This window comes from Mesorhizobium marinum (assembly GCF_040813675.1).
In the GTDB taxonomy this organism is placed as follows: domain Bacteria; phylum Pseudomonadota; class Alphaproteobacteria; order Rhizobiales; family Rhizobiaceae; genus Mesorhizobium_K; species Mesorhizobium_K marinum.
Genome location: NZ_JBFOCI010000007.1, coordinates 153,293 through 177,862 on the forward strand (window position 1 = coordinate 153,293; position 24,570 = coordinate 177,862).

Sequence of the window (24,570 nt, forward strand, 5' to 3'; positions counted from 1 at the left end):
ATCATCGGCGCCGGCTCAGGTATGCCGTGCCGGCGGCCGCTTCTCGCGGATCGGCGCCAGCGGGAAGTTCGGCTCCGGCAGCGTGCCGTCGAACGCCTCGGTGATGGCGCGCGCCGCTCTGAACAAGGTCCGGCACGCGTTTTCAAAACTCACGCGCTCCCTGGCGGAGGGCAGGTAGGGCATGGTCAGCACGGCGGTGGCGTGGCCTTCGGCGTCGAGGATCGGGAAGGACACGTCGGTGATGCCCTGCAGGCCTTCGCCGGCGATCATCTCGTAGCCGCGCCGGTGGATCGCCTCGATGCGCTGCTCCAGCGCCTTGGCGGTGTCCTCGGACACCGTCCTCTCGATCTCGCGAAACGCCCAGTCCTTGATGGTCGGGCGCTGGAAGGCGATCAGCACACGGCCGGAAGCCGTCGCAGCCGCCGGGTTTTGCGTTCCCACGCGCAGGCGGAAACCCAGAGGCGCGGGGCTGTCGACCTGCGCCACGACGCGAATGTCGAGATGGTCGAGAACCGCGATGTGCATGGCCTGGTAGGCCTCGACCGAGGCCGTGTTGATGATCGGCAGCGCGATGTCCAGGAGGCGGCGCATCGGCGGATAGCGGTTGGAGAGGTCGTGCAGCCGGTTGGAGAGAAACAGCCCGTCGTCGTCTGGCCGGCGCTGGATGTAGCCGCGCCGTTCCAGCACCATGACGACGCGGTAGACCTCCTGCAGGGAGCGGCCGAGCAACTGGGCGATTTCGCTCTGGGTCACGCCGCGGGACATGCCGGCCATCAGTTCGAGGATGTCGAGCCCCTTCTCGAGCGCCGGCGCGCCGTAGGCCTGCTTGGCGTCGGCGGTCGCAGCGGCCTTCTTGCCCTTGCGGGCGATGCTGGTGCTTGTGTTCTTCGGCATGGCGCACGGTCCCCTGGAACGGCTTCCCTGAAAACGGCGCCGTCTATCATTCAGGAAATCACATTTCCATATATAAAATCAAATGTCGTGTACGGAAAGTTGTCCGCACGCGCCGCCCATCGTCCCTACCCAGCATGAAGAGTAGCCAATGGAACGCAATATAACCCAACAGCTGACGCCCGCCACGGTGGATTTCGACAAGCCGGGAAAGCAGATCGGCGTGTTCCATGTGCCACTTTCGTCGCATGACGACGCCTGGGGCGTGATTCCGGTGCCGGTTGCCGTCATCAAGAACGGGGAGGGCCCGACCGTCATCCTGGAAGGCGGCAACCACGGCGACGAATACGAAGGTCCGATCACGCTCGGCGAGCTGATCCGTGGCCTCGATCCGGCCGAGGTTTCGGGCAGACTGATCTTCATCCCGGCGATCAACCAGCCGGCCGTGGTTGCCGGCCGCCGCGTCTCGCCGATCGACGGGCTCAACCTGAACCGCACCTTCCCGGGCGACCCGCTGGGAACGACAACCCAGCAGATCGCGGCATTCGTCAACGACGTGCTGTTCCCGATGGGTGACGTTTTCGTCGACCTCCATTCCGGCGGCTCTTCGCTCGACATCATTCCGAGCGCCGTCATCGAGCCGGGCAAGACGCCCGAGCAACACGAGGCGAACGTGAATGCGGCGCTGGCCTTCGGCGCGCCTGTCACCGTCGTCATCGACAACCGAGGCGATCCGCGCACGGCGACGGCGTCGGCGGCTCTCGCCGGCATGACGGCGATCGGAACCGAGATGGCCGGCGCCGGCACGGTCTCGATCGATGCGCTGGCGCTCTGCCGACGCGGCGTGCGCAACGTGCTGGCGCATGTCGGCGTGCTGCCTGGCGAAACCGTGGTTGCACCCGAGGCGCCGTCGCGGCTCTACGAGCTCACCGGCAAGGCGCATCTGATCGCCGAGGACGACGGCGTATTCGAACCTATCCACAAGCTCGGCACCGAGGTTCGCGCCGGCGAACTCGCCGGGCGAATCCATTTCCTGACGCAGCCGGGCCGCACGCCGATCGAAATGCATTACCGCGCCGACGGCATCGTCTATGGTCGCCGGCAGCCGGGCAGAGTCCGCCCCGGAAACTGCTGCCTGGTGGTGGCCTCGCCCTATGAAAGGAAGCCGGCATGATTTCCATCGACTGCATCAGGGCTGCGGCCGGCCAGATCGCCCCGCACGTCCGCAAGACGCCAACCATCGCCGTCGAGGCGGTGTCGGAGCCGGTGACAGACGCCCGCCTGATGCTGAAGCTCGAATGCCTGCAGGCGACCGGGTCGTTCAAGGCGCGCGGCGCCACCAACAAGCTGCTCAGCATGCCCCGAGAGGCGATCGCCAACGGCATCGTCACAGCCTCGGGCGGCAACCACGGCCTGGCCGTGGCCCGCGCGGCGCGCATCGCCGGCGTGCCTGCCCATGTCTTCGTGACCGAGAGTGCGACGGCCGAGAAGCGCGAGAAGCTGAAGCGCTGGGGCGCCGAAGTCAGCGTCCTCGGGGCCATCTGGAACGAGACCAACGAAGCGGCGCTCGCCTTCGCCGAGGAGGAGGGCGCGGCCTACTTCCATCCCTTCGCCGACCCCGCTGTGGTGGCCGGGCAGGGCACGGTCGCACTGGAACTCCTCGATACCGTGCCTGATGTCGACACCGTGCTGGTGGCCGTCGGTGGCGGCGGGCTGATCGCCGGCATGTCGGTGGCGCTTAAGGCGCTGAAGCCATCGGTCCGCATCGTCGGCATCGAACCCGTCGGCTCGCCCACGCTGAAAGCCTGCCTCGATGCCGGCCGCCTGGTGCGGCTCGACAGCGTGACCAGCCGCGTCGCCACCATGAGTTGCGGCATGACCGACCAGAAGATCTACGAGACCGTGCGCGACCACGTGGATGACATCGTTCTGATCGACGACGAGGCCATGCTGGAGGCTGCGCGCTGGCTCTGGTTCGAACTCGGCATCGCCTCCGACCTGAGCGGCGCGGCGGCGATCGCCGCCCTGAGGTCGGGCAGAGTGACGTTCGGGCGCGACGAAACGGTTGGCGCGCTCGTCTGCGGCGCCGGTCCCGACGGTATCGCGTAGGCGCGGCCGAAGCGGTCCGGCGTTCGCCAAGAAAAAGACTCTCCCGCGTCGCAGGCCCGGGAGAGCCGACGACCACGGATCCCTTGCACTTGGCACCGGCAACCGGCTTGCCCGAACCAGCTACCTGACGGACCTCGGCTGAGGAGCCGCAAGGCAGACCCCGTTCAACGATCGAACCGCCCGGTGCGGGTGTTCTTCTTCAACCTGTCGAACGGAAAGATCCGACCGTTCATTGCACCCCAGACGCCGTGGGGCAGGATTTGGGCCGCGATGATGGCGCCGCCCAGGTTGAAGGGGCCGTCCGAAGCGCCGAGGGAAAAAGGCCGCATCGCACCCGTCAGAACGACCGTCTTGTCGGAAACCCGGGGCCCGAGAAAGCGCGCGGTTCGATCCATCGTTCCCGTGCCGTGTGTCACGACGACGGACTTTTCGGGCGCCGCTTCAACCGCGGCCGCGATCGCCTGCCGATCCCTGTCTTCGAACTCGAGACTATCCTTCTGCATCAGAATCTCGACGACGGGATGTTCACATCGGGCCTGTTTCAGCAACTCGGGGATCTGCGATCTCCCGGGCCCCGAAAAGCCCAGGGTTTCGGTCAAGATATCGTGCACCTTGTCGATGGTTCCGCCGGTGACAATGATCCGAACGCTTTGCATGCAGATGTTCCATGGTGGCGCGATCGCCGATCCATCCTCGTACACAAATGAGGTGCCGTCGAGCATCCGTCGCAGCATCCTCTCGGTGAGCCGCGCCACGGGATTGCCGAAGCTGTTGAACGCAAGCGCGCCGATATAGGTCTTCGAACCTCGGCTGCCCGTCAGAATGCTGTCGTGACCGCGCTCACCATGACATAGTCATCATCGACCACCGGAATGAACCGCCACTTGTCGAGTGTCAGGCAGGGGTGGGAGATCCCGAAACCGATCATGTCCCCGACCTCGAGCGAAGAATCGGCTGGAACCTTGAGGAAGAGATGCTGGTCGTTCATCTCGATGGCCACATGCTTGCCTTCGAGCGCCACAGGCAGGCTGTCCCTTCCAGGCCGACACATCGCAAACGGCACCGGGAAGCCGGCGTCATAGCTCGCATCGCGTTTGCCCAGGCCGACAATGACGTGGTCCGGTTGCGGGCGCGAAACCACATGCGCCCAGACCTCCAATGCCGGACGCCAGGTCTCGCCGAGCGCCGCAAGGTCCGGACGCCGCGCCTTCATCTCCGCCATGAAATTCCGCAGCATGTGGGAATCGTGGGTCAGGTAGCAGCCGGGACGCAGGACGGTGCGGGTCGGCTGGCGCAGCTTCAACGCGCCGAAGCGGGATGCGACGATGTCGAAATAGGCCGATCCGCCGCCGCTCAGGATCACTTCGCCGTCGGCGAACAGCCCTTCGTCTTCGCAACGCCGGGCAATCTCGCAGAGGAAGTCGATGAAGCCGGTGACGGCTTCCTGCCGCCTGGCCGGGTCGGGGTTGTTCACGACGCCCTCGAAACCCTCGACTCCGCGCAGCGCCGTGTAGGGCGCATTGCGCGAGACCGCGCGGGCGACGTCGAGTGCGGCGTCGAGCGTCCGGCAGCCCGCACGACGCTCGGCGATACCGGCCTCGACAAGCATCTGCACCGGCCGGGTCATGCCCTTTTCCCTCGCCAGTTCGGCGATTGCCTCGACATTGGTCGAACTGTCCACGAGGCAGAAGAAGTCGAACTCAGGGTCCTTCTCGAGTTCCTCGAGCACGTACCGAATGGCGCCGCGACCGACCAGTTCGTTTGCCAGAACGATCCGCTTGAGGCCGAAATGCCGCCCGACCTTGAGCTGGTGGATGTTCGACAGCGTCATTCCCCATGCGCCATCCGCCATCTGGCGGCGGAACAGCTGCGGGCTCATCGAGGTCTTTCCATGGGGCGCGAGCGACGTGCCGGTCAGTTCCAGGAAACTCGTCATCCAGGCGCTGTTGTGGTCCAGGGCAGACTGGCGCAGAACCAGCAGCGGCAGCGGGATGTCGTCGGACAACACCCGGATGCCCAAGTTTGCGACTTCACGGATCGTCGCCGGCCCGATCCCCGGGGGCAGGCCCTTTTCCAGCGCATCGATCACGATCGAGTCAATGAGCGCATCGTCCATCAGAAAATCCCTTCAGAGTTCCGCTGCCGGCAATTGCGGATCGAGCCGGCGCACCGGTCAGCGGCCCGCGGCGTGCTGTTCCACCGGAGCCACGCTCCACGGATCGGGCACCCGCGGCCAGATCGGACGGGTCACCTTGAGGTATTGCGTCCTGCTGGGATCCGTGGGGTATGACGTCTGCGCGGACACGTAGATCACCTCGGCGGCGATGGGCGCAAAGCCGGCGTAGAAGTGATTGGTCGACTTGACGACCAGGATGTCCTTTGCAAACGGATCGATGCCCATGTTCGAGAAGATGTCCGGTTCGTAGGCCTGCGTCCGGTTGGCGTTGAGAATGATGTCGATCTCCGTGCCCTCGATCCGGACGACCGCGGCCGGGCCAAGGGTGACGCGGCTCTGTCCGAAACTCTGCCAGCCTTCGGCCGCGACCTTCATCACGCGAACGCTGGCGTCGACGGGCTCGCCGGCCGACGCTCCCGCCTTTCCGCCAAAGCGCAGCTGGATGCTCGCGCCTTCACCGGCTGCATGGCAGAAGGTCACGGCGACCGGGTCCCAGATCGTGGCAAGGCCGACGCGGTCGATGCCACGTTCCATCATCCTCCGCAGGATGGCGGTCCCGTCGCCGGCGACGCCGCCGCCGGGGTTGTCCCAGACATCGGCGATGACGGCCGGCTTCTGCGGGTTGGCGCTGTGCGCGGCCAATGCCCGATCGATGCCTTCATCAGGATCGACCATCGCCATCAGCGTCTGCTCGCGCATTGCGTATAGTTCCATGCCCAGCTCTTGCGCCAGCGCATCGCCCTTGGCCCTGTCGTTGTCGGTAACGACGACGATGCGGGCGCCCATATCCGGCACGTCGGCCGCCATGAAACCGTGAATGACGGAGATCGAAAGTATCCCGTCCTTGCCGTGCAACGCCTTGATGCGGTCTACAAAGGAGCGCATCGGCTCGCGGCTTGTGGGCAGGACGGTAATCATCCGGCAATCGAACGTCGAAATCGCCGGGCGGATCTCCCCGCGCAGCGTGGCGAGGCTCAAATCCACCAGATGTTCGCCGCGCTCGTAGAAATCGGTATGCGGGTACTCGAGGAATGCCGCGATGAGGGTGCAGGCATCGACACGTTTCCGCGTCAGATGGCTGTGCGGATCGAACTCGCAGGCGACGACGATATCCGGCCCCACGATTGAGCGGATGCGCGCGAGAAGGTCGCCCTCGCAATCGTCGTAGCCGTGCGCCACCATAGCGCCGTGCAGGCCGAGAATGACCGCGTCGACCGGCATGGCTGCGCGCAGTTGGTCCAGAATCTCGTCGCGCAGGCTTTCATAGGCCTGCTGCTGGATGAGCCCTCCAGGCTCGGCCCATGCGGCCGTGCCTTCGATCACGTCGAGGCCTTCCGTCCGCGCCAGCTTGCGCAGGACCACGACCGGCGACGAGCAGAGGGTCGGAGTGTCGGGATGAGCCCCGGGAAGGGCGAAGAACCCGGCCTCGAACGACTTGCGGTCTGTCGGGACCGGGGAAAACGTGTTGGTTTCAGTCGCCAACGATGCTGTGAAAATTCGCATGCTCAAGACACTGCCGCTTCCGTGCTTCCGAACGGATGTGTCGACCAGGAGTGCGAACATGGGCGCCGAAGCGCCGTGCGAGCCATCGAAAATGGATGGGAGGCGCGACCGCCATGGCGGCTTGCTGCGCTAATCATTTGGCATTCTCATCTGTTCGCTCAAATTACATCGAGGCGGGGTATGGAGCGGGCGTGACGGTTTCCTACATAGACGCCGACAAAAATGCCAGCAAGTGATTTAGTTGTTGCTAAGCTACTTTTTTCTATCTATGCGGTGCCGAGCGATCCAGAAGAATTGAGGCGAAAGTCGAATGGTCGGAAGCGGGTTGGCGGGCAAGACCGTTGTGATCACCGGCGCGAGCGGAGGGCTGGGCGCGGCGCTGGTGTCGGCTTTCGCGGACAAGGGTGCGCGTGTCGTCGGTTGCGATGTCGCGCTCGACGCGATGGCCGCGCTTCCGCTCGAGCAGAAAATCGCTTTTGACCTTCTCGACACGCAATCGGTCGCTGACGCGGCACAGCGGATACTAGAGACGTCAGGCTGCCCCGATGTGTTGGTCAACAACGCTGGCTGGACCCGCGCCGAGACGGTGGCGGACCTGACGCCGGCGGCCATCGAGAGGGAGGTCGACCTCAATCTGACCGGCGTGATGTGCTTTACCAATCCCCTATCCCGCGCGATGGCCGCGCGGGGGCAGGGCAGCATCGTGTTCGTCTCTTCGGTCAATGCGCTCCTGCACTACGGCAATCCCGCCTACGCCTCGGCCAAGGCCGGCATCAATGCTTATGCGCGGTCTCTGGCGGTGGAACTCGGTTGCAATGGGGTTCGGGCGAACGTCGTTGCGCCCGGATCCATCCGCACGCCTGCGTGGGACCACCGGCTGGCGAAGGACGCGGACATTCCGGCCAAGCTCAAGCGTCTTTATCCGCTCGGACGCCTCGTCGACACCACGGAAGTGGCCGAGGCGGTGGCCTTCCTGGCGTCCGACCTGGCGTCTGGCATTACCGGGACGGTGTTGCCCGTGGATGGCGGATTGACCGCCGGGTGCCTCCCTTTCATCAACGACATCCTCGGATAGCGGCCGGCCGTTCGCCCTTGTCTCCGCCGATGCGCGGGGGCGGGGAGTGAGGGACTCGTAGCCTTCGGCGGCTGGCTGCCGATGTGCCTCAGGCCAGTGACCTGCCGGAGGTGTTGAGGCCTGGGCCGAACGAAGATGTGAACGCCCGGCACAGCGCCGTTGCCGGCAACCGGAGCGAACTGCATGACATCGACGCCAAACCCGTTTGCCGGAGATCCCGACAGGGCCTTCATCTGGGAAATGCTCATGCCGCGCGATTTCAAGGCATTTGCGACGCAGGACTGGTCGATGGTCGCGCCCGACTTCGACGAAGGCAGATTCTTCGGCATTGACGCGAACAAGTCAGCCAGCCCGGACGACTGGAAACCGGCATTTCCGACGCTTGCGATCTATCGCGAGGAATGGCTGCGCCAGGCCGCCGAAGCCGCGCGACACGTCTACAAGGAACCGTTGGTCGACACGTTGCTGAAGATCGTCAGGCTCGACCAGATCGACATCCGCGGCACGGCCGCCATCGCACACAAGAAGTTCAGCGGCGACATCCTGCGCGCCGACGGCTCGCGCGAGACGCTCGCTTTCCAGACGCTCTATTTCTGCGGCCATGCCGGCGATCGCTGGCGGATTACGGGCTTTGCCGGCTACCTGTTCCATGCCGGCGCCTGAGGCCCTGCCCTGGTAACGGGGCGGCAGGCCAGGTTGCGCGCGGCTAGTCGCCGAGCGGCCAGTAGCGGTTGCGTCCCTTGAGCTCGCTCAGGGTCAGGCGGACCCGTCGCATCCGTTCGATCGATGCGTCGTCCAGATATTCGATGGTCGCCATGGCGATCAGGTCGACGATCGCCATCAGCCCATAGCGGACCGACGCCGGCTTCTTGACGTTGTCGTATTCGCGGGGCTCGAACACGACGTTGATTTCGGACGCCTGCGCAAGCGGCGATTTCCCGGGCGCGATCGATATGGTGCGCGCACCGTAGCGCCTTGCGATTTCGGTGGCTGCGACCGCCGCAGGCGCGGATCCCGAAAGGGAGATGCCGATGGTCACGGTATCCGGATCGGCAACGGCCGCCGTCATCTGCTGCATCTGCCCGTCGATGTGGGCGATAGCGGGAATGGAGAAGCGGAACAACCGGTTCTGCAGTTCGATCGCGCCGAGCGACGAGATGCCGCCCGAACCGTAGATGTAGACCTGCCGGGCCTTCGACAGTCGCTCGCCGGCCGTCATGATCGTTCCCATGCTGACATCCTTGCGGACAGCGACGATGGTTTCGATCGCGGCGTCGCAGACGGCCGCGGCGATCCGCTCCTCCGGCGAGTTGGTGCTGGGCGGCGGCGGCACGAGATAAAACTCGCCGATGGCCAAAGCCTGGGCGAGCCGCAGCTTGAAGTCGCGCAGGCCGGTGCAGTTCAGCGCCCGGCACAGCCGGGTGATGCTCGGCTCGCTGACGCCTGCCTTGTCTGCGAGAACGGCGATCGATGCGCTGCAGGCAAAATGAAGATCGGAAAGAAAAACCTCTGCGATCTTCCGCTCGACCTTGCTTCCATTTCGCGCAATATTGCGAATATCCATAATAATATCAGGCGTCACGCTCATTTCCTGAATCCCCTCAGTCAAACGCTGCTCCAATCCATGATTTACTTGACGCGCACCGCAGTATCGGCGGACAGTGCGTCGGGAAGCCGGCCTTGTCCATAGTCCCGGGCGGTGACGGGCGCGCCACGCCGGCGGATGATTGCGACGGGGCGGTATCATCGATTTTCTGTTTTGCCGATAGTCTCGCAATGTCGATGCAATGCGCGGCGATTGGGCCCGGCCAGGCCGGACCTGGGTGGCGGGCTTGGTCCAATATGTAATTTAGACACATTTTGAACGAGATGTCGCACTTGCGATTTGAAAAATGTTGCTATATTTCTCGCGGTGACATTCCAATGGTCATGGACTTCAGGAGGAGCACACGGTGAGCGAGCATCAGGCGCAGAACGACGGATCGCATACGGCGGAAGAACTGCTGCGCATGCCCTACCAGAAGCAGCAGTGCGCGGAGATGCTGCCCGACCTGGTTGTTCCGAATGCGATTCCCCTCGACGAGCGTATCTGGGTCCCGCAGAACGAGAACGTCTGGTTTCGGCCGCTGTGCCTCAGCCGTTCGGGCGGATACTGGATGAACCTGCTGCGCGTGCGCCGTTCGGGCGTGGTCAGCCGGCATCGCCATCCCGGCCCCGTGCACGCCATGGTCCTAAAGGGGCGCTGGCGCTATCTGGAGCACGACTGGGAGGCGACCGAAGGCAGCTACGCGTTCGAGCCTCCGGGCGAGGTCCACACGCTGGTCGTCGACGAGGGCGTGCAGGAAATGATCACCTACTTCCAGGTCAACGGCTGCATGTACTACGTCGACCCCTGGGGCAACCACGTCGGCTACGAGGACGTCTTCACGAAGATCGACATGTGCCGCAAGCACTACGGTTCGGTCGGTCTCGGCGAGGACTACGTCGACCAGTTCATCCGCTGAGCGTCGAGCGGGTCCAGCGAAGGTTTGTCCGCCGACACGCTCCGTGTCGCGGCAGGTGCAGGCGACAGGGGGGATCGGTGAGCTTTCAACCGGATTTGTTCAAGGGCAAGATGGCCGTCGTGACCGGCGGCACGACCGGCATCGGCGCGGCGGCCGCGGAGGCGCTGGCGGTTCTTGGTGCGACCGTCCATGCGGTCGGGCTCGGGGCGGATGCCTGCGCGCCGGTTGCCGGCGTCGTCTTCAGCGAACTGGACGTCGCCGACAATGACGGCGTCCGTGCGTTCATCGGGAAGCTGGACGGGTTGGACATCCTCGTCAATTGCGCCGGCATCATCAAGCGCGTCGAAGAGCACGAGATCGAGGTGTTCGAGCGCGTCGTCGACATCAATCTCAACGGAACAATGCGGTGTTGCGCGGCCGCGCGCACCAAGCTGGCGGAACGCCGTGGCTGCATCGTGAACATGGCCTCGATGCTGAGCTTCTTCGGCGGCGGGCTGGTGCCGGGCTACAGCGCCAGCAAGGGAGGCGTGGCGCAGCTCACGAAGTCGCTCGCCATCGCCTATGCCGCCGAAGGTATTCGGGTCAACGCGGTGGCACCCGGCTGGATTGCAACGCCGCTCACCAAGGCGCTGCAGGATGACGCGCAGCGCTCCGAGGCGATCCTGTCGCGAACGCCGCTTCGCCGCTGGGGCGAGCCGAACGACGTGGCGCAGGCCATCGCGTTCCTGTGCAGCCCGGCAGCAGGGTTCGTGACCGGCGTCACCTTGCCCGTCGACGGCGGATATCTCGTCGCCTGACCGGTTTCGTCCGGCCGTTTCCGGACGGTCGGGCATGTAGCCCGGCGACATCCGTGTCGGGCGTCGAATTTCTGCGCCGTTCGCATGGCGGCCCGTCCTGACCCGGGGTCGGCGCGGGCGGAACCATGTTTGCGTCGTCCTTTCTCTCAAGTGCTGGAGATCTTGAAAATCCGGGATTTTTGACCGGTTGCGGACAGGAATGCTTGACACAAATGTAGGATAATGACATTGAATTTCGCGCATCACGTAAATGTCCTACACGATGCGCTGACACCATGCGGGAGGCGATATTCGGCAATGGCTGGCATTGCAAAACAAGCACCGAAACTGCGAATCGCCGGGGCCGGAATGGCCTATGGCCCGCGTGTCGCGTTGAAGGACTGCACCTTTGATGTCGAGCAGAACACGATCGTCTCGATCGTCGGCCCGTCCGGTTGCGGCAAGAGCACGCTTCTGTGGGCAATGTCGGGTCTGCGCGACCTGACCGAGGGCGAGATTTTCCTGGACGGGACGAAGATCAAGGGTCCGCATCCAGACATCGGCCTGGTCTTTCAGGAGCCCAACCTGCTGCCGTGGCGCAATCTCATGGACAACATCCTGTTTCCATTCGAGATAAGGCGCGAGAAGCCCGACATGGATTGGATCGGCCACCTGCTGGAGCGGTGCGGCCTGGTCGGCTTCGAGCGCAATTTCCCACGCGAGCTTTCGGGCGGAATGCAGCAGCGGGCATCGATCGTGCGCGCGCTTTCGCTGCGTCCGTCGGTGTTGCTGATGGACGAGCCGTTCGGGGCGCTCGACGCCTTCATCCGCGAAGAAATGAACCGGCTGGTCGAAGAGATCTGGCTGGAGACCAAGACGACGATCGTCTTCATCACGCACTCGATTGAAGAGGCGATCTTCCTGTCCGACCGCGTGCTGGTCATGGCCAACCGGCCCGGCCGCGTGCAGCAGGACCTGGCCGTCGACTTCGCGCGGCCGCGAAGCATGCAGGTCATGGCCAGCAAGGCGGCGTTCGACCTGTCGAACACGATCAAGGCGGGGATCTACGGCTTCGATCCGTCCGTCAACATGGCAGCGGAGTAGGCGCGTGAGTGTATCAGGTTCTGGCGTTTCCATGGCTGACGGCGCCGCGGGATTGACCAACATGTCGGCGCTCTCCGGCGGCGGAGCGCGCACGAGCGCCGAGGCGTTCACGATCGTCCTGACCGCGATCATTGTGATCGGCGCGCTCGAGACGTCGCTGCGCTGGTTCGAAGTGCCCGCCTACGTGCTTCCGACCCCATCGTCCGTGGCGGCCGCGCTGTGGACGGAGTTCCCGAGCATAGCGCCGCATCTGGGCTACACGCTGATCGAGCTGTTTTCCGGCTTTGCGATCGGCGCCGGCATCGGCCTGATCCTGGCGGCCGTAATCACCCAGTTTCCGTTCGCCGAAAAGATCATCGCGCCGTACATCCTCGTGCTGGTCACGACGCCGATGCTGGCGCTGGTGCCGCTTCTCATCCTGAGGTTCGGCTTTGGATTCGAGCCGCGCATCATCGCGGTCGCGCTGGCGGCCGGTCCGATGGTCATGATCAACGCCGCAACGGGTTTCCGGAGGGTCGACAGCGCGAAGATCGCGCTCGCCCGTTCCTATGGCGCCAGCACGCTGCAGATATTCTGGAAGATCCGCGCGCCGATGGCGCTGCCGATGATCCTGGTCGGCCTCATGATCGGGGCGATCTTCGGATTGTTGACGGCAGTCGGAGCCGAGATGGTCGGCGGCGGTTTCGGTCTCGGCAACCGGCTGACGACCTATTCCTCGATGATCGACATGCCGGAGTTTTTCGCGGTGATCCTCATCCTCTCGGCGCTGGGGATCCTCATCTACAGTTTCTTTGTCCTGGTCGGCAAGAAATGGGCGAGTTGGGAGTTGTGAGGTCGGACTCGCCCAAACTGAAATCGGTTTTCTCAACATTTTAGGGGAGTGAAATAATGACGTTTTCCTTGAATCGCCGGCATTTCCTGCAGGCAACTGCGACCGGCGTGGCGGTCATGGGCATGGGCCTGCGTCCGTCGATGGCAGCTCCGTATCAGCGTGCCTTCACGTGGATTTCGCCGCGCGGCAGCCTCGAGGTCGCCGGCGACTTTCCGTACTGGGTGGCCAAGAAGATGGGCTATTTCGGGGATCTGAACATCGACATTCAGCCCGGCCCGTCGGATGGAACCGCCACCGTCAAGTTCGTCGACGTCGGCCAGGCCGACATGGGCTTTCCGTCCCCCGGCGTCTTCTCCTTCGGCCTGCAGGCCGGCATGAAGCTGAAGTCGGTGTTCCACATGTGCCCGCGCGACTCCTTCAGCTTCGCCTTCCGCAAGGGCGAGGGCCCGAAGGACATCAAGGAGATGGCCGGCAAGACGATCCTGCTGGGTTCGGCGGCATGGCAGCCGATCGTGGAGCCGATGCTCGCCGCGCAGGGCGTCGACATTTCTTCGGTCAAGTATCTCGAGGCGGGCTGGCCCACCTGGGGCACGGCGCTTGCGGCCGGCGAAGGCGACGCGGCGCTTGCATGGGAAGGCCTGCGCGCCGAGTGGACCGCGAAGGGGCTGCCGTTCGAATACTGGCTCGGCGTGCAGAAGTCGCCGCTGCCCGGAAACACGTTCTCGGTGCGGGCGGCCGATGTCGACGACGCCGACAAGAAGGCGTTCCTGGAGCAGTACCTGCGCGGCTGGGCGATGGGGCTCGAGTTTTCCGAGCACAATCCCCGGGCCGCCGTGGACGCGGTGTTCGAGCAGTTCCCGACCCTGGCCGCGAACATGGGACCGGAGCTCGGCGTCACCTCTGTGCTGCAGGAAGCCAACGTGTTCCGCGGCGACTGGGACAAGCGCCAGGGCTGGGGATGGCACGACATGCAGTCGTGGCAGACATTCTTCGACCTGTCGGCTTCGACCTCCAAGGAAAAGAAGGATCCGCTGCAGGCCGCGGACGTCTGCACGAATGATCTCGTCCCGGCGATCAACGACTTCGACTTCGCCAAGGTCAAGGCGGATGCGCTGGCAGCGCCGGTTTCGGACGCCCTGGCCGGCGTCGACGTCGACGCGATCCGCGCCTCGCTGTTCAAGCAGGCCATCTGATCGATCGAACCAACGGGTGGCGGGCGTCCAACCGCCGCCACCAATGAAACGACACAGGGGAGAGCCACCGTGGCGGCACCAGTCAAAATTCTAGTCGTAGGCCTGGGTTTCATGGGCGCGTCGCATGCCAGCGCCTATCACCGCAATCCCGGTTTCGAGATCGTCGGCCTGTGCACGCGCACGGTCAAATCCAAGACCCTCCCGGAAGAACTGCAGGGCTATCCGCTCTACGAGGACTACGATGAGGCGCTGCGCGAATCCAAGCCGGATGCGGTGTCGATCAACACCTATGCCAACACGCATGCCGACTACGCCATCAAGGCGATGGAAGCCGGCGCGCATGTGTTCATGGAAAAGCCGATCGCGACGAACAACGAAGACGCACAACGCGTCGTCGACGTGGCCAAGGCGAAGAACCGCAAGCTCGTCCTCGGGTACATCCTGCGGGTGCATCCGAGCTGGATGAAATTCATCGAGCACGGAAAGACGCTGGGCAAGCCGCTCGTGATGCGTCTCAACCTCAACCAGCAGTCCTCTGGCGAGGCATGGTTCTGGCACAAGAACCTGCTCGACAGCCTGACGCCTCTGGTCGATTGCGGCGTGCACTATGTCGACGTCATGTGCCAGCTGACCGGGGCCAAGCCCGTGCGGGTGCACGGCATCGGGGCGGCGCTGTGGGAGGGGGCGGCCAAGCAGAACTACGGTCACCTGCACGTCACGTTCGACGACGGCTCGGTCGGCTGGTACGAAGCCGGTTGGGGACCAATGATGTCCGAGACGGCCTTCTTCGTGAAGGACATCGTCGGGCCGAAGGGGTCGGTCTCGCTTGTGCCGAACGAGAAGATTCGCTCCGAGGCGACCGATCTGTCCGGCAGCGCCGACATCGACGAGCACACCAAGACTGGCTCGATCCGGCATCACCATGCCGACGTGGGAGAGGACAAGAAGTTCACGCGCTCCGACGACATGATTTCGATGGACAATGAGCCCAGCCACCAGGAGCTCTGCGACCTCGAGCAGGCGTTTTTCCTGCGAACCATCGTCGAGGACCTTGACCTGACGGATTCGATGGAAGCGGCGCTGAATTCCCTGCGCATCGTGCTGGCGGCGGATCAGAGCATCGCCGAGGAACGCGCGATCAGGCTCGATTGACGATCAACGCCTGTCTCCCAAGGCAAATGGCCCGCCAGGTGACGCGTTCACCTGGCGGGTTTATGTTTTCAGGCGGAGCCAAAATTCCGGCAGGCTCGACCGAGGGAATGGCAAGGCGGGCCTTCGCAGACCAGCGCCGCAACCCTTGCCACTGCGGCGAGACTTTTCTCCGTGGAGGAGAACCATTTCGGGACCGGCTTTGTGGTCGTTGGATCAGCGTGTATAGGTACGCCGCAACCGATCGACGCGCCGCTTTGGGCGCATTGTCGCGAGATGGGGTGCACCCCGAACCGTGCAGCGTCCCGATACCAGGCAAGATGTACAGAAATCGATCTCCTAGGCTCGCCATCGCACCGATGATGGACTGGACGGACCGGCATTGCCGCTTCTTCCACCGGCAGCTGACGCGCGAGGCGCTGCTCTACACGGAGATGGTGGTGGCGGACGCCGTCATCCACGGGCAGCGCGACAGGCTGCTTGGCTTCGATGCGCAGGAGCATCCGGTGGCGCTGCAGCTCGGCGGTTCCGACCCCGCGAAGCTTGCCGAGGCGGCGGCCGTCGGAGCAGAGTTCGGCTACGACGAGATCAACCTGAACGTCGGGTGCCCATCCGACCGCGTGCAGTCGGGGACGTTCGGCGCCTGCCTGATGAAGACGCCGTCGCTGGTCGCCGAATGCGTCGCGGCGATGAAGGCGGCCGTGGCGATCCCGGTCACCGTCAAGTGCCGCATCGGCGTCGACGACCAGGATCCCGAGCCGGCGCTCGGCACGCTGGCCGACAAGGTCTTCGCCGCCGGCGCCGATGCGCTCTGGGTGCATGCCCGCAAGGCCTGGCTCGAGGGGCTTTCGCCGAAGGAGAATCGCGAGATACCGCCGCTGGACTACGCGCGCGTCTACCGGTTGAAGCAGGCCTATCCGGACCGTTTCATCGGCATTAACGGCGGGATTGGAACGCTCGCCGAGGCGGCCCGGCATCTCGTGCATGTCGACGGGGCGATGCTCGGCCGCGCCGCCTACCACACGCCCGGTATCCTGGCGGAGGCCGATGCGGCTCTCTACGGCGCACCCGCGACCCCGTTCGACCATGGTGAGCTGCTCCAGACGATGTGCGCCTACGCCGAGCGCCACATTGCCGCCGGTGGCCGGCTTGGGCATGTCACCAGGCACATGGTGGGGTTGTTCCACGGCCTGCCAGGCGCGCGCCGCTACCGGCAAATCCTGTCGGCCGAAGCGAACCGGCCGGGCGCCGGGTCGGACGTGCTTCGCGACGCTTTCGCGGCCGTCGACATGAACGCCGAGCGCGCCGCGGCCTAGCCGATTGAACCCAGGGAACTGATCTAGTCCCGCAGGACGAGGCGGTCGCCGCGCACGTCGAAGCCCGACAGCGTGCCGATGAAATTCATGCCGAGCAGGCTCTGGTCGAGGCGGCCGGCCTCAGCCACCAGGAGCGGCAGGCGGCGCCGCACGATCCCGCCGACCGCGACGTCGTCGGCGACCACGCGGGCGGCGGTTGTCACGCCGTTGGCGGTGGACACCGGGATGTTGAAGTGAAGCGTGGCGGGGTCGAACCCCACGCGCTCGGCGTCGGCGCGTGACAGCACGGTCGAGGTTGCGCCGGTATCGATCACCGCGCGGATCGGACGGCCGTTGATCTCGACCTCGGCGTCGAAATGCCCGTTCATGCCCTTCTGCAGCGTGACGATGGCGCGACCGTCGCCGTCCTGGGCGGAGAGCGGGCTGCCCGGGATCAGCCCGCCACTGACGCGGCTCGCCACGTCCTGCAACTCGTAGCGGTATTCGTATCCGGTCATCAGCGCGAGCACGATGAGCATCCAGATTGCCAGCGTCCGCACCGTCTGGCCGAAGCGTTGCCCGGAGAAGAGCACGCCGGACCCGACCACCGCGCCAAGCGCAACGAGGTAGACGAGGTTACCGAAACGGTCGGTGCTGAGGCCGAGGACTTCGCCATGCGGATCCGACAGCAGAAGCACGACCAGGCCGATCGCGAGAATGGCGATGCCGATCCAGAGGATGCGCATGGCGGCTACGCCAGCCCGCGTTCGCGCGCGATGCGGGCGCGGCGGGTCTCGCGGCGCGGCTTGCGCTCGACCGTTTCCAGCCGAGCGGGAAGAAGCTCCATGATCTCGCGCCGACGCTGCGGGGTCATGTCGAGCCAGCCTGCGATCTCGTCGCGGGTGCGCCCGCAGCCGAAGCAATAGCCTGTCTTCATGTCGACGGAGCAGACGAGGATGCAGGGGGATTCGATTGCCATCAAGGGTTCCGCTTGCTGCATCTCACATGGGACAGGCCGCGTCCGGATGCAAGCCTGACGCCGACGCGATCCGTCGCAGCGGGTCGGGCATGCCGGGCATTGTGCCGGCGCAGCTTCGCGTCTATGCCCAGCCAAACCGGAGAGGCAGGTATTTCATGACGAGTTCCACGAGCGCGCTTCCGTTCGATGATTTTCGCAACCTGATGCGGGAGCTTCCGGCCGGCGATGCGGCAGCCGCGGCGCGCGTGCGCGAACTTTTCGGCAGGGCCGACAAGCCCGCGGGTTCGCTCGGGCGGATGGAAGGCCTCGCCGTCTGGCTCGCCGAATGGTCGGGAGGTGCGCCGCCGGCGGTCAACAGGCCGCTCGTCGCCATCTTCGCCGGGACGCACGGCGTCGCCGGACGTGCCGTGTCGCCGAGGCCCATCGAAGCGACGGCGCGGGCCGTGGAACTCTGCGCGGCCGGCGGCGCCGCCATCAACCAGGTCTGTCTGGCCCATGACCTCGGCTTGAAGGTATTCGACCTCGCGCTCGACCTGCCGACGCAGGACATCACGCGGGACGCGGCGCTCGACGAGCGGGCATGCGCCGCGACCATGGCGTTCGGGATGGAAGCGGTCGGCGGCGGCGTCGACCTGCTTTGCCTCGGCGACATCGGCGTCGGAGGCTCCACCGTCGCGTCCGCGATCCTGTGCCTGCTGCATGGCGGCGCCGGAGCAGACTGGGTGGGAAAGGGTTCGGGCGCCGACGCGGATATGCTGCGCCGCAAGGCCGAGGCTGTCGACGCGGCGGTCGCGCTGCACGGCGCGCACCGACGCGACCCCTTCGAGGTGTTGCGGCGCGTCGGCGGACGCGAATGCGCGGCCATCGCCGGGGCGATCATCGCGGCGCGCGCCGAGAAGGTGCCGGTCATCCTTGACGGGCACGCGTCCATCGCCGCCGCCAGCGTCCTCCACGCCGTCAATCCGGCGATCCTCGGCCATTGCATCGTCGCCGCGCGTCCGGTCGATGCCGGGCTTGCCCGCGCCGCCGAGACGCTCGGCCTTGCTCCGCTGCTCGACCTCCAACTCGCTCACGACGAAGCCGTCGGCGCGGCGCTCGCGGCGGGCCTCGTCAGGGCGGCGGCAATGCTGAGCTCCGGTATGGCGGCGGCAGTCCCTGCCTGACGTCAGCGCCGGGCGGCGATTTTCGGTGCCGGCAGGGCGGGCAGCGCCTCCATGACCCGGGACGGCGGGAAGATGACGATCGCCTCCGTGCCCTCGCGCAGGCGCGAGTGCAGCTCGAACTCGCCGCCATGCAGCGCGACCAGCCCCTGGACGATGGGCAGGCCGAGGCCGGTTCCCTGCTCGGCGCTCTTGATCGCGATGGAACCCTGGCCGAACGCCGAGAGCACGACCGGGATCTCGTCTTCCGGGATGCCGGGCCCGGCGTCCTTGACCGAGATGTACTGGCCGCCGCCCGCCGTCCACCCGACCCGTACGAGTACGTCGGTGCCGGGCGTCGCGAACTTCACCGCGTTCGACAACAGGTTGAGCGCGATCTGGCGCACGGCCCGTTCGTCCGCCATAAGCCGCGGCAGGTCGGGCTCGAAGCGGTGCTCGATGCGGATGTCCTTGTTGCGCGCCTTCAGTTCCATCAGGTGGCAGCAGTCCTCGACGATTTCGGTAACCACCACCGGCTCCTCGTTGAGCTGGTAGCGGCCAGCCTCGATCCTGGAGAGGTCGAGGATCTCGTTGATGAGTTCGAGCAGGTGCTGTCCCGACGTGTGGATGTCGCGGGCGTAGTCGCGGTAGGTCTTGTTCTCGATCGGGCCGAGCACCTCGTCGCCCATCACCTCCGAGAAGCCGAGGATCGCATTGAGCGGTGTCCTGAGCTCGTGGCTCATCGACGCCAGGAAGCGCGACTTGGCGAGATTGGCTTCCTCGGCCCGGCGGCGCGCTTCGTCGGACATCGACTTGGCCGTATCCAGTTCGGCGATCAACGCATCCTTTTCGGACCTGAAGGAGAGCAGCGTCAGCGCGGCCCGGTTCATGTGGCCGGCGACATAGCCGAAGAAGGGAAGCGACGCGGCGAGCAGGCCGGCGACCAGAGCTTCCAGCGGCGTCCAGAGGTGCTGGGCAAACAGGATATAGGCGGCGACCGGTGGCACGAAAGTGACGGCGAGCGCGCCGCGCAGCAGCGAAGCGATCAGCGCGGTGGCGGCGATCGCCAGCAGCAGCACGATCGCCTTCATCACAGCCAACTGGTCAGGCACGCAGGCGCTGCAATCGACCAGCACGAAATAGATCCAGCCGAAACCGCTCAGGAAATGCGCGACCAGGAAATTGCGATGCGTCGTCGCGACATTCAGGCGGGATGTCTCGGTTCGGTCCGCATGGCGCGCGACCAGCGCCAGCACGGCATATCCGGAAAGCGTTACGACGGTCCAGGCCAGCATCTGTTCGCGGATGCCGGCGTATAGGCCGATGGCGGCAATGACGAGCACCATGGCCGGTATGGCCAACGCCACGCGCGCCATCGCCCTGGCGTGCAGTTTGAGCAGTTCGCGGTCGAAGCTCAGGTTTCCTGGCTGATGGGCAAGCTGGTCGCGCGTCTTGCGCACCGCGCGGGCCACGTCGCTGTTGCGATGCGGTTTCCTGCGGTCCACGATGATCTTGTCTGCCGTGTTCAAGCCTGGCAACGGCATTGGACCTTCAACTTCCGAAAGCGCTATACATCAGCCTGCGCAGGCTATTGCGGAATGATTAACGGACTGTTTGCCATATGCTGAGAATGCGCCGCGCCCGGCGCGCATCGGTGCGGCGCCGCAACGGCTGGCGGCGCGTCGGCGATGGGTTTCTGGCGGTCGCGCTCCTCGCACTGCTGGTACTCCTGGCCGCCCGTCTCGACCTTGCCGGGATGCGTACCCTCGAGGGCTCCGCCGTCGTCAACGACGGCGACACGATCACGCTCGGCGCGGAGCGCATCAGGCTGCGCGGGATCGACGCGCCGGAATACGACCAGATCTGCATGCGCGACGGGGCGGACTACCCCTGCGGCCGCATGGCGCGCCAGGCGCTGGTTGCGCTGGTCGGCAAAGGCGCGGTCGCCTGCAAGGGCAGCGAGCGCGACAAGTATGATCGGCTGCTCGCCACCTGTTCGGTCGGCGGCGTCGACCTCAACCGCAGCCAGGTGGCGGCCGGCTGGGCGGTCTCCTATGGCGACTACCGCGCCGAGGAGGACGCCGCGCGCGCCAAGGGCGCCGGCCTGTGGGCCGGCAGCTTCGACCGGCCGCGCGACTGGCGCCAGGCGCATGGCGGCATGGTCGAAATCGAGCACGCCGCGTCCGGTTTGCTCGGCTGGCTGAAACGCCTGTTTCGATTTTCGTGACGATGGGATTAAATCATCGCCATGAAGCTGTTTGACGGGGGCAGGGCGCCCAACCCGCGCCGCGTGCGCATCTTTCTCGCCGAGAAGGGCATTTCCGTTCCGCTCGTGCCGGTCGATATGGCGGCGATGGAGCACAGGGGCGACGCGATCGCCGCGCGCAATCCGTTGCGACGGTTGCCGGTTCTCGAACTCGACGACGGGTCGGTGCTGACGGAGTCGGTGGCCATCTGCCGATATTTCGAGGAGATCCAACCGGAACCGGCCCTGTTCGGGCGGGGAGCGCTCGGCAAGGCGCAGGTCGAGATGTGGCAGCGCCGCATCGAGATGAACCTCTTCTGGCCGGTCGCCCAGGCCTTCCGCCACATCCATCCGGCCATGAAGGAGTGGGAGGTTCCACAGATTGCCGAATGGGGCGAGGCCAACAAGCCCAAGGCGCTGGAGTTCCTGGCCATGCTCGACGCAGAACTCGCGCAGCGCGAGTTCGTCGCCGGCGACGCCTATTCGATCGCCGACATCACCGGGTTGGTGGCGATCGACTTCATGAAGCCGGCACGCCTGGCAGTGCCGGCCGAACTCGCCAACGTGGTCAGGTGGCACGCCGCGCTCGCCGCCCGCCCGAGCGCCTCGGCCTGATGTGGCGGGAGATCTTGCCCGCCTGACGCGGCAGATCCGCGCGTGCCGGATCTGCGTCGACGAGCCGATCGGGCCGCCGCTGCCGCACGAACCGCGCCCGGTGGTCGTGCCGTCGGCCAGGGCGCGCATCCTGATCGCCGGCCAGGCGCCAGGAACCAGGGTACACCTGTCAGGCAAGCCATTCACCGACCCGTCGGGCGACCGCCTGCGCGACTGGCTCGGCGTAACCGCCGCCGAGTTTTACGACACCGACAATTTCGCCATCGTGCCGATGGGGTTCTGCTTCCCGGGACAGGACGCGAAGGGCGGCGACCTGCCGCCGCGGCGGGAATGTGCACAGGCATGGCGGGCGCGGCTGATCGAGAAGATGCCGCAGGTCGAGCTGGTCCTGACGATTGGCCTCTATGCGCAGGCGTGGCACCTTGGCGCGGCGCGGCGGAGCTCCCTGACCGAGACGGTGGCCGGATGGCGCGAGATATTCGCAGAGCCACGGGTGCCCAAGGTGCTGCCGCTGCCCCACCCCTCCTGGCGCAACACCGCGTGGCTGAAGAAAAATCCCTGGTTTGAAATGGAATTCCTGCCTTTCCTGAAAACAGAAATCGTCCATCGCCTGTCCAATTGAGCGAGCAAATCGTTCTCCTTAACCCAGGTAGTGGGGGAATGGATTTCTTGCGAAGCGCTGAAAAGGTCGGGTAAATAGGCGACCATTCCGCCCGGGAGCCTCAACGATGGACCGCCTCGACCGCAAGATCCTGCGCCTGCTGCAGGAAGACGCCACGCTCGCCGTCGCCGACGTCGCGAAGAAGGTGGGGCTGTCGACCACGCCCTGCTGGCGGCGCATCCAGAAACTCGAGGAAGAGGGCGTGATCCGGCGCCGGGTCGCCATCCTCGATCCCGTCAAGATCAACGCGCGGGTCACGGTCTTCGTGTCGATCCGCACCAACTCGCACAGCCACGAGTGGCTGCGCCGCTTCTCCGAGGTGATCCAGGATTTCCCCGAAGTCGTCGAATTCTATCGCATGAGCGGCGACATCGACTACCTGCTGCGCGTTGTCGTGCCCGACATCGCCGCCTACGACGCCTTCTACAAGAGGCTCATCGCCAAGATCGAGATTCGCGACGTTTCCTCGTCCTTCGCGATGGAGCAGATAAAGTACACAACCGAAATGCCGCTCGACTACATGTTGGTGGAAAAGGACGGCAACGTGAACGCGGGCGGCGGCATCTAGGGCGGTGCCGGCCGGCGTCTCGTAAGGTTGTAGCTTTGGGGGAACCGGGGCGGCCTGGGCCGCTGCGGAAGGGGGCGGGCGGTCGTGGCGAATCTGGCGAAGTTGCCCTATGCGGTAGGCCTTCGTTTCTTTGAAACGCCCCCGCTGATCTGGTCGAAGCGGATCGGTGAACTTTGCGACGTCGCCGGCACGGCGGCCTATCGCGCGGCGGCAACCGAAGACACGCAGCCCGAAGGGTTCTTCGAGCGCCATTACCGCAACGCGCACGGGCTCGTCTGGGTGCGCCTTGGCACGGTAGCCCGGGACGAACGGAACTGCGACCTCGACAGCTTTGTCCGGGGCGCGCTGTCCTCCATCGACAAGCCGTTCGTCCTCCTCACGACCGACGGCGATGCCGGTGTGCCCGGCGACCTCCGTCCCGACACGGTCGCAGCCTTGTTCGGCAACCCGCATCTCGTCGCGTGGTACAGTCAGAACATCGACGGCACCGATGCGCGGGTCAGGCCGTTTCCGATCGGCCTCGATTTTCATACGCGCCGGAAATGGACGACGCCGTCGCGGCTGACATCCCTGCTCGACCGGATCGGCCGCGAAGCGCCGCCGGCCGCCCGGCGTCCGCTCCGGATCTTCAGCGACCTGCATCTCAGTCCAACCGCCGCGCGGGACGAAGCCTTCGAGGCGCTGCGGGGTTGCGGGCATGTCGATATGGCGCGGGCGAGGGTGCCGCAGGCCGAAATCTGGCGGCAGTATGCGCGCTATCCGCTCGTTCTGTCGACGCACGGCAACGGTCTCGACTGCCACCGGACCTGGGAACTGCTCCTGCTCGGCTGCATCGCCGTGACGAAGACTTCGTCCCTCGATCCGCTGTACAAGGGGTTGCCGGTGGCCATCCTCGACGACTGGCGACAGGCGAGGGTGCCCAGGATGATGGAACGTTGGGTGGAGGAACTCGGCCCCTTGACCGACCCCGACTACATCAGGACCCGATTGCGGAGCGACGCATGGATCGCGCCCTTGCGCCAGCTCCTGGCGGAAGCCTAGTCGGCGCGGCCCGTCGCGCGGGCCAGCCTCTCCCGTACCTTGGGGCCCGCCAGTTCGCGCTCGGCATCCCTGCCGATCCAGCGTGCCGTCCTGTCTTCGGAGCGCGCCAGGCGTCCGGCCAGAGCCAGCGCCTCGGCATTGAGGTGTGCGTTGCGCTTGCCGATCGAGCGCAGCGCCCAGTTCACAGCCTTCTTCACGAAGTTGCGCTCGTCGCCGGCACGCGCCTCGATCAGCGGCAGCAAGGCCAGGAACGTCGCGTCCGGTTCCTTCTTCCGGTGCACCACGGACCAGGCCATCATGGCGAAGGCCGCGCGCCTGACGAACTCCCGCTCATCCGCGGCGAATTCGCCGATCAGGTCGCGCCAGTGATCGGTATCGACAAAGAAGTCGGAGACGCCGTCGACGATATCCCAGGAATCGAACGCGGCCGCCCAGCGACGCGCATCCTCCCTGGTGAAGCGCCGGGGATCGGCTGTCACCGACGCGATGAACTGCGCTTCGACGATGCCGGTTGCCCAGAGTTCGAAGGCGCGCTCGTGGTTGCGCTTGATCTTCCGGGCGATCGCGCGCTGCACGCCGTGCGAAATGCCGAGCGCACGCTCGATCCTGATGCCGTAGCGCTTCATGCCCTGCCGGTTGTCCTCGGACCCGAGCCGGCGCAGGCAGGCAATGATGTCGGCGGCCGTGGACGCGGGCGAAAGCTCGTCCACGGCCG

At 65.5% G+C, this 24,570-nt stretch carries 26 protein-coding genes; 17 read left to right on the plus strand and 9 right to left on the minus strand.

Features of this window, described 5'->3' with window-relative positions:
- Positions 1-15: 15 nt before the first annotated feature.
- Positions 16-894: an IclR family transcriptional regulator gene (locus ABUE31_RS19970; protein WP_367725495.1), complete on the minus strand. Its 879-nt coding sequence runs from the start codon at positions 892-894 to the stop codon at positions 16-18.
- A gap of 148 nt (positions 895-1,042) precedes the next feature.
- Here ABUE31_RS19970 and ABUE31_RS19975 point away from each other — a divergent pair, with 148 nt between their 5' ends.
- Positions 1,043-2,065 (plus strand): succinylglutamate desuccinylase/aspartoacylase family protein, encoded by a 1,023-nt coding sequence (locus tag ABUE31_RS19975; RefSeq protein WP_367725496.1) that lies wholly within the window; start codon positions 1,043-1,045, stop codon positions 2,063-2,065.
- A complete protein-coding gene (locus ABUE31_RS19980; protein WP_367725497.1) occupies positions 2,062-3,000 on the plus strand; it encodes a threonine ammonia-lyase in 939 nt (312 codons plus the stop codon). The genes ABUE31_RS19975 and ABUE31_RS19980 overlap by 4 nt, the downstream gene beginning before the upstream one ends.
- A 164-nt stretch (positions 3,001-3,164) precedes the next feature.
- Here the strand turns inward: ABUE31_RS19980 and ABUE31_RS19985 are convergent, their stop codons facing one another.
- From ABUE31_RS19985 to ABUE31_RS19995, 3 genes are all read right to left on the minus strand, one after another.
- Complete coding sequence (locus ABUE31_RS19985) at positions 3,165-3,722, minus strand: asparaginase domain-containing protein (protein WP_367725498.1); 558 nt, start codon at positions 3,720-3,722, stop codon at positions 3,165-3,167.
- Positions 3,723-3,817: 95 nt separating this feature from the next.
- On the minus strand, positions 3,818-5,116 hold the full coding sequence (locus ABUE31_RS19990; protein ID WP_367725499.1) for an amino acid deaminase: 1,299 nt from the start codon (positions 5,114-5,116) through the stop codon (positions 3,818-3,820).
- A gap of 57 nt (positions 5,117-5,173) precedes the next feature.
- Entirely contained in the window at positions 5,174-6,679 is a 1,506-nt protein-coding gene (locus tag ABUE31_RS19995) for a M81 family metallopeptidase (protein ID WP_367725593.1), read from the minus strand.
- 310 nt (positions 6,680-6,989) lie between these two features.
- Here ABUE31_RS19995 and ABUE31_RS20000 point away from each other — a divergent pair, with 310 nt between their 5' ends.
- Both ABUE31_RS20000 and ABUE31_RS20005 read left to right on the plus strand, forming a co-directional pair.
- Positions 6,990-7,754, plus strand: coding sequence for an SDR family NAD(P)-dependent oxidoreductase (locus tag ABUE31_RS20000; RefSeq protein WP_367725500.1), 765 nt, complete (start codon positions 6,990-6,992; stop codon positions 7,752-7,754).
- Between the two features lie 183 nt (positions 7,755-7,937).
- A complete protein-coding gene (locus tag ABUE31_RS20005) occupies positions 7,938-8,417 on the plus strand; it encodes a hypothetical protein (protein ID WP_367725501.1) in 480 nt (159 codons plus the stop codon).
- Positions 8,418-8,460: 43 nt separating this feature from the next.
- Here the strand turns inward: ABUE31_RS20005 and ABUE31_RS20010 are convergent, their stop codons facing one another.
- Positions 8,461-9,531: a MurR/RpiR family transcriptional regulator gene (locus tag ABUE31_RS20010; RefSeq protein WP_367725502.1), complete on the minus strand. Its 1,071-nt coding sequence runs from the start codon at positions 9,529-9,531 to the stop codon at positions 8,461-8,463.
- Positions 9,532-9,763: 232 nt separating this feature from the next.
- Between ABUE31_RS20010 and ABUE31_RS20015 the strand changes: the two genes are divergently transcribed.
- The 7 genes from ABUE31_RS20015 to dusA all read left to right on the plus strand — a co-directional run bounded on the left by ABUE31_RS20015 (position 9,764) and on the right by dusA (position 16,628).
- The gene (locus ABUE31_RS20015) at positions 9,764-10,258 is read left to right on the plus strand and encodes a 2,4'-dihydroxyacetophenone dioxygenase family protein (RefSeq protein WP_367725594.1); all 495 of its coding nucleotides are present in this window, start codon (positions 9,764-9,766) and stop codon (positions 10,256-10,258) included.
- Positions 10,259-10,335: 77 nt separating this feature from the next.
- Positions 10,336-11,055: an SDR family NAD(P)-dependent oxidoreductase gene (locus ABUE31_RS20020; RefSeq protein ID WP_437344159.1), complete on the plus strand. Its 720-nt coding sequence runs from the start codon at positions 10,336-10,338 to the stop codon at positions 11,053-11,055.
- A 348-nt stretch (positions 11,056-11,403) separates the two neighbouring features.
- Positions 11,404-12,138, plus strand: coding sequence for an ABC transporter ATP-binding protein (locus ABUE31_RS20025; protein WP_367725503.1), 735 nt, complete (start codon positions 11,404-11,406; stop codon positions 12,136-12,138).
- A gap of 31 nt (positions 12,139-12,169) precedes the next feature.
- Complete coding sequence (locus ABUE31_RS20030; RefSeq protein WP_367725504.1) at positions 12,170-12,970, plus strand: ABC transporter permease; 801 nt, start codon at positions 12,170-12,172, stop codon at positions 12,968-12,970.
- A gap of 56 nt (positions 12,971-13,026) precedes the next feature.
- Complete coding sequence (locus ABUE31_RS20035) at positions 13,027-14,163, plus strand: ABC transporter substrate-binding protein (protein ID WP_367725505.1); 1,137 nt, start codon at positions 13,027-13,029, stop codon at positions 14,161-14,163.
- Between the two features lie 69 nt (positions 14,164-14,232).
- Positions 14,233-15,315 (plus strand): Gfo/Idh/MocA family protein, encoded by a 1,083-nt coding sequence (locus ABUE31_RS20040; RefSeq protein WP_367725506.1) that lies wholly within the window; start codon positions 14,233-14,235, stop codon positions 15,313-15,315.
- Between the two features lie 317 nt (positions 15,316-15,632).
- Complete coding sequence (gene dusA / locus ABUE31_RS20045; protein ID WP_367725507.1) at positions 15,633-16,628, plus strand: tRNA dihydrouridine(20/20a) synthase DusA; 996 nt, start codon at positions 15,633-15,635, stop codon at positions 16,626-16,628.
- 23 nt (positions 16,629-16,651) lie between these two features.
- Here dusA and ABUE31_RS20050 read toward each other — a convergent pair whose 3' ends face one another.
- Together ABUE31_RS20050 and ABUE31_RS20055 are read right to left on the minus strand one after the other, a co-directional pair.
- Entirely contained in the window at positions 16,652-17,353 is a 702-nt protein-coding gene (locus ABUE31_RS20050) for a TIGR02281 family clan AA aspartic protease (protein ID WP_367725508.1), read from the minus strand.
- Between the two features lie 5 nt (positions 17,354-17,358).
- Positions 17,359-17,589, minus strand: a complete 231-nt coding sequence (locus tag ABUE31_RS20055) for a DUF1289 domain-containing protein (protein ID WP_367725509.1) — start codon at positions 17,587-17,589, stop codon at positions 17,359-17,361.
- A gap of 152 nt (positions 17,590-17,741) precedes the next feature.
- Here ABUE31_RS20055 and ABUE31_RS20060 point away from each other — a divergent pair, with 152 nt between their 5' ends.
- Complete coding sequence (locus ABUE31_RS20060) at positions 17,742-18,749, plus strand: nicotinate-nucleotide--dimethylbenzimidazole phosphoribosyltransferase (RefSeq protein WP_367725510.1); 1,008 nt, start codon at positions 17,742-17,744, stop codon at positions 18,747-18,749.
- Between the two features lie 2 nt (positions 18,750-18,751).
- On the opposite strand, the gene ABUE31_RS20065 is transcribed toward ABUE31_RS20060, so the two are convergent.
- Positions 18,752-20,269: a sensor histidine kinase gene (locus tag ABUE31_RS20065; RefSeq protein WP_367725511.1), complete on the minus strand. Its 1,518-nt coding sequence runs from the start codon at positions 20,267-20,269 to the stop codon at positions 18,752-18,754.
- A 77-nt stretch (positions 20,270-20,346) separates the two neighbouring features.
- Here ABUE31_RS20065 and ABUE31_RS20070 point away from each other — a divergent pair, with 77 nt between their 5' ends.
- The 5 genes from ABUE31_RS20070 (at position 20,347) to ABUE31_RS20090 (ending at position 23,855) form a co-directional block, all read left to right on the plus strand.
- Positions 20,347-20,952: a thermonuclease family protein gene (locus ABUE31_RS20070; protein WP_367725512.1), complete on the plus strand. Its 606-nt coding sequence runs from the start codon at positions 20,347-20,349 to the stop codon at positions 20,950-20,952.
- A gap of 21 nt (positions 20,953-20,973) precedes the next feature.
- Positions 20,974-21,585: a glutathione S-transferase gene (locus ABUE31_RS20075; protein ID WP_367725513.1), complete on the plus strand. Its 612-nt coding sequence runs from the start codon at positions 20,974-20,976 to the stop codon at positions 21,583-21,585.
- Between the two features lies 1 nt (position 21,586).
- On the plus strand, positions 21,587-22,207 hold the full coding sequence (locus ABUE31_RS20080; protein ID WP_367725514.1) for a uracil-DNA glycosylase family protein: 621 nt from the start codon (positions 21,587-21,589) through the stop codon (positions 22,205-22,207).
- A gap of 106 nt (positions 22,208-22,313) precedes the next feature.
- A complete protein-coding gene (locus ABUE31_RS20085) occupies positions 22,314-22,814 on the plus strand; it encodes an Lrp/AsnC family transcriptional regulator (protein ID WP_367725515.1) in 501 nt (166 codons plus the stop codon).
- A gap of 84 nt (positions 22,815-22,898) precedes the next feature.
- Positions 22,899-23,855 (plus strand): hypothetical protein, encoded by a 957-nt coding sequence (locus ABUE31_RS20090; RefSeq protein WP_367725516.1) that lies wholly within the window; start codon positions 22,899-22,901, stop codon positions 23,853-23,855.
- Here the strand turns inward: ABUE31_RS20090 and ABUE31_RS20095 are convergent.
- Positions 23,852-24,565 carry a DNA alkylation repair protein gene (locus ABUE31_RS20095; RefSeq protein ID WP_367725518.1) on the minus strand — a complete coding sequence of 238 codons (714 nt, stop codon included), beginning with the start codon at positions 24,563-24,565 and terminating at the stop codon, positions 23,852-23,854. The genes ABUE31_RS20090 and ABUE31_RS20095 overlap by 4 nt on opposite strands.
- Positions 24,566-24,570 lie beyond the last annotated feature (5 nt).

Coding starts and splice junctions, on each gene's coding strand:
- ABUE31_RS19970 (WP_367725495.1), bottom strand. CDS start 894: ATGCCGAAGAACACAAGCACCAGCATCGCCCGCAAGGGCAAGAAGGCC.
- ABUE31_RS19975 (WP_367725496.1), top strand. CDS start 1,043: ATGGAACGCAATATAACCCAACAGCTGACGCCCGCCACGGTGGATTTC.
- ABUE31_RS19980 (WP_367725497.1), top strand. CDS start 2,062: ATGATTTCCATCGACTGCATCAGGGCTGCGGCCGGCCAGATCGCCCCG.
- ABUE31_RS19985 (WP_367725498.1), bottom strand. CDS start 3,722: ATGCTCGACGGCACCTCATTTGTGTACGAGGATGGATCGGCGATCGCG.
- ABUE31_RS19990 (WP_367725499.1), bottom strand. CDS start 5,116: ATGGACGATGCGCTCATTGACTCGATCGTGATCGATGCGCTGGAAAAG.
- ABUE31_RS19995 (WP_367725593.1), bottom strand. CDS start 6,679: ATGCGAATTTTCACAGCATCGTTGGCGACTGAAACCAACACGTTTTCC.
- ABUE31_RS20000 (WP_367725500.1), top strand. CDS start 6,990: ATGGTCGGAAGCGGGTTGGCGGGCAAGACCGTTGTGATCACCGGCGCG.
- ABUE31_RS20005 (WP_367725501.1), top strand. CDS start 7,938: ATGACATCGACGCCAAACCCGTTTGCCGGAGATCCCGACAGGGCCTTC.
- ABUE31_RS20015 (WP_367725594.1), top strand. CDS start 9,764: ATGCCCTACCAGAAGCAGCAGTGCGCGGAGATGCTGCCCGACCTGGTT.
- ABUE31_RS20025 (WP_367725503.1), top strand. CDS start 11,404: ATGGCCTATGGCCCGCGTGTCGCGTTGAAGGACTGCACCTTTGATGTC.
- ABUE31_RS20030 (WP_367725504.1), top strand. CDS start 12,170: ATGGCTGACGGCGCCGCGGGATTGACCAACATGTCGGCGCTCTCCGGC.
- ABUE31_RS20035 (WP_367725505.1), top strand. CDS start 13,027: ATGACGTTTTCCTTGAATCGCCGGCATTTCCTGCAGGCAACTGCGACC.
- dusA (WP_367725507.1), top strand. CDS start 15,633: ATGTACAGAAATCGATCTCCTAGGCTCGCCATCGCACCGATGATGGAC.
- ABUE31_RS20050 (WP_367725508.1), bottom strand. CDS start 17,353: ATGCGCATCCTCTGGATCGGCATCGCCATTCTCGCGATCGGCCTGGTC.
- ABUE31_RS20060 (WP_367725510.1), top strand. CDS start 17,742: ATGACGAGTTCCACGAGCGCGCTTCCGTTCGATGATTTTCGCAACCTG.
- ABUE31_RS20065 (WP_367725511.1), bottom strand. CDS start 20,269: ATGCCGTTGCCAGGCTTGAACACGGCAGACAAGATCATCGTGGACCGC.
- ABUE31_RS20070 (WP_367725512.1), top strand. CDS start 20,347: ATGCTGAGAATGCGCCGCGCCCGGCGCGCATCGGTGCGGCGCCGCAAC.
- ABUE31_RS20075 (WP_367725513.1), top strand. CDS start 20,974: ATGAAGCTGTTTGACGGGGGCAGGGCGCCCAACCCGCGCCGCGTGCGC.
- ABUE31_RS20085 (WP_367725515.1), top strand. CDS start 22,314: ATGGACCGCCTCGACCGCAAGATCCTGCGCCTGCTGCAGGAAGACGCC.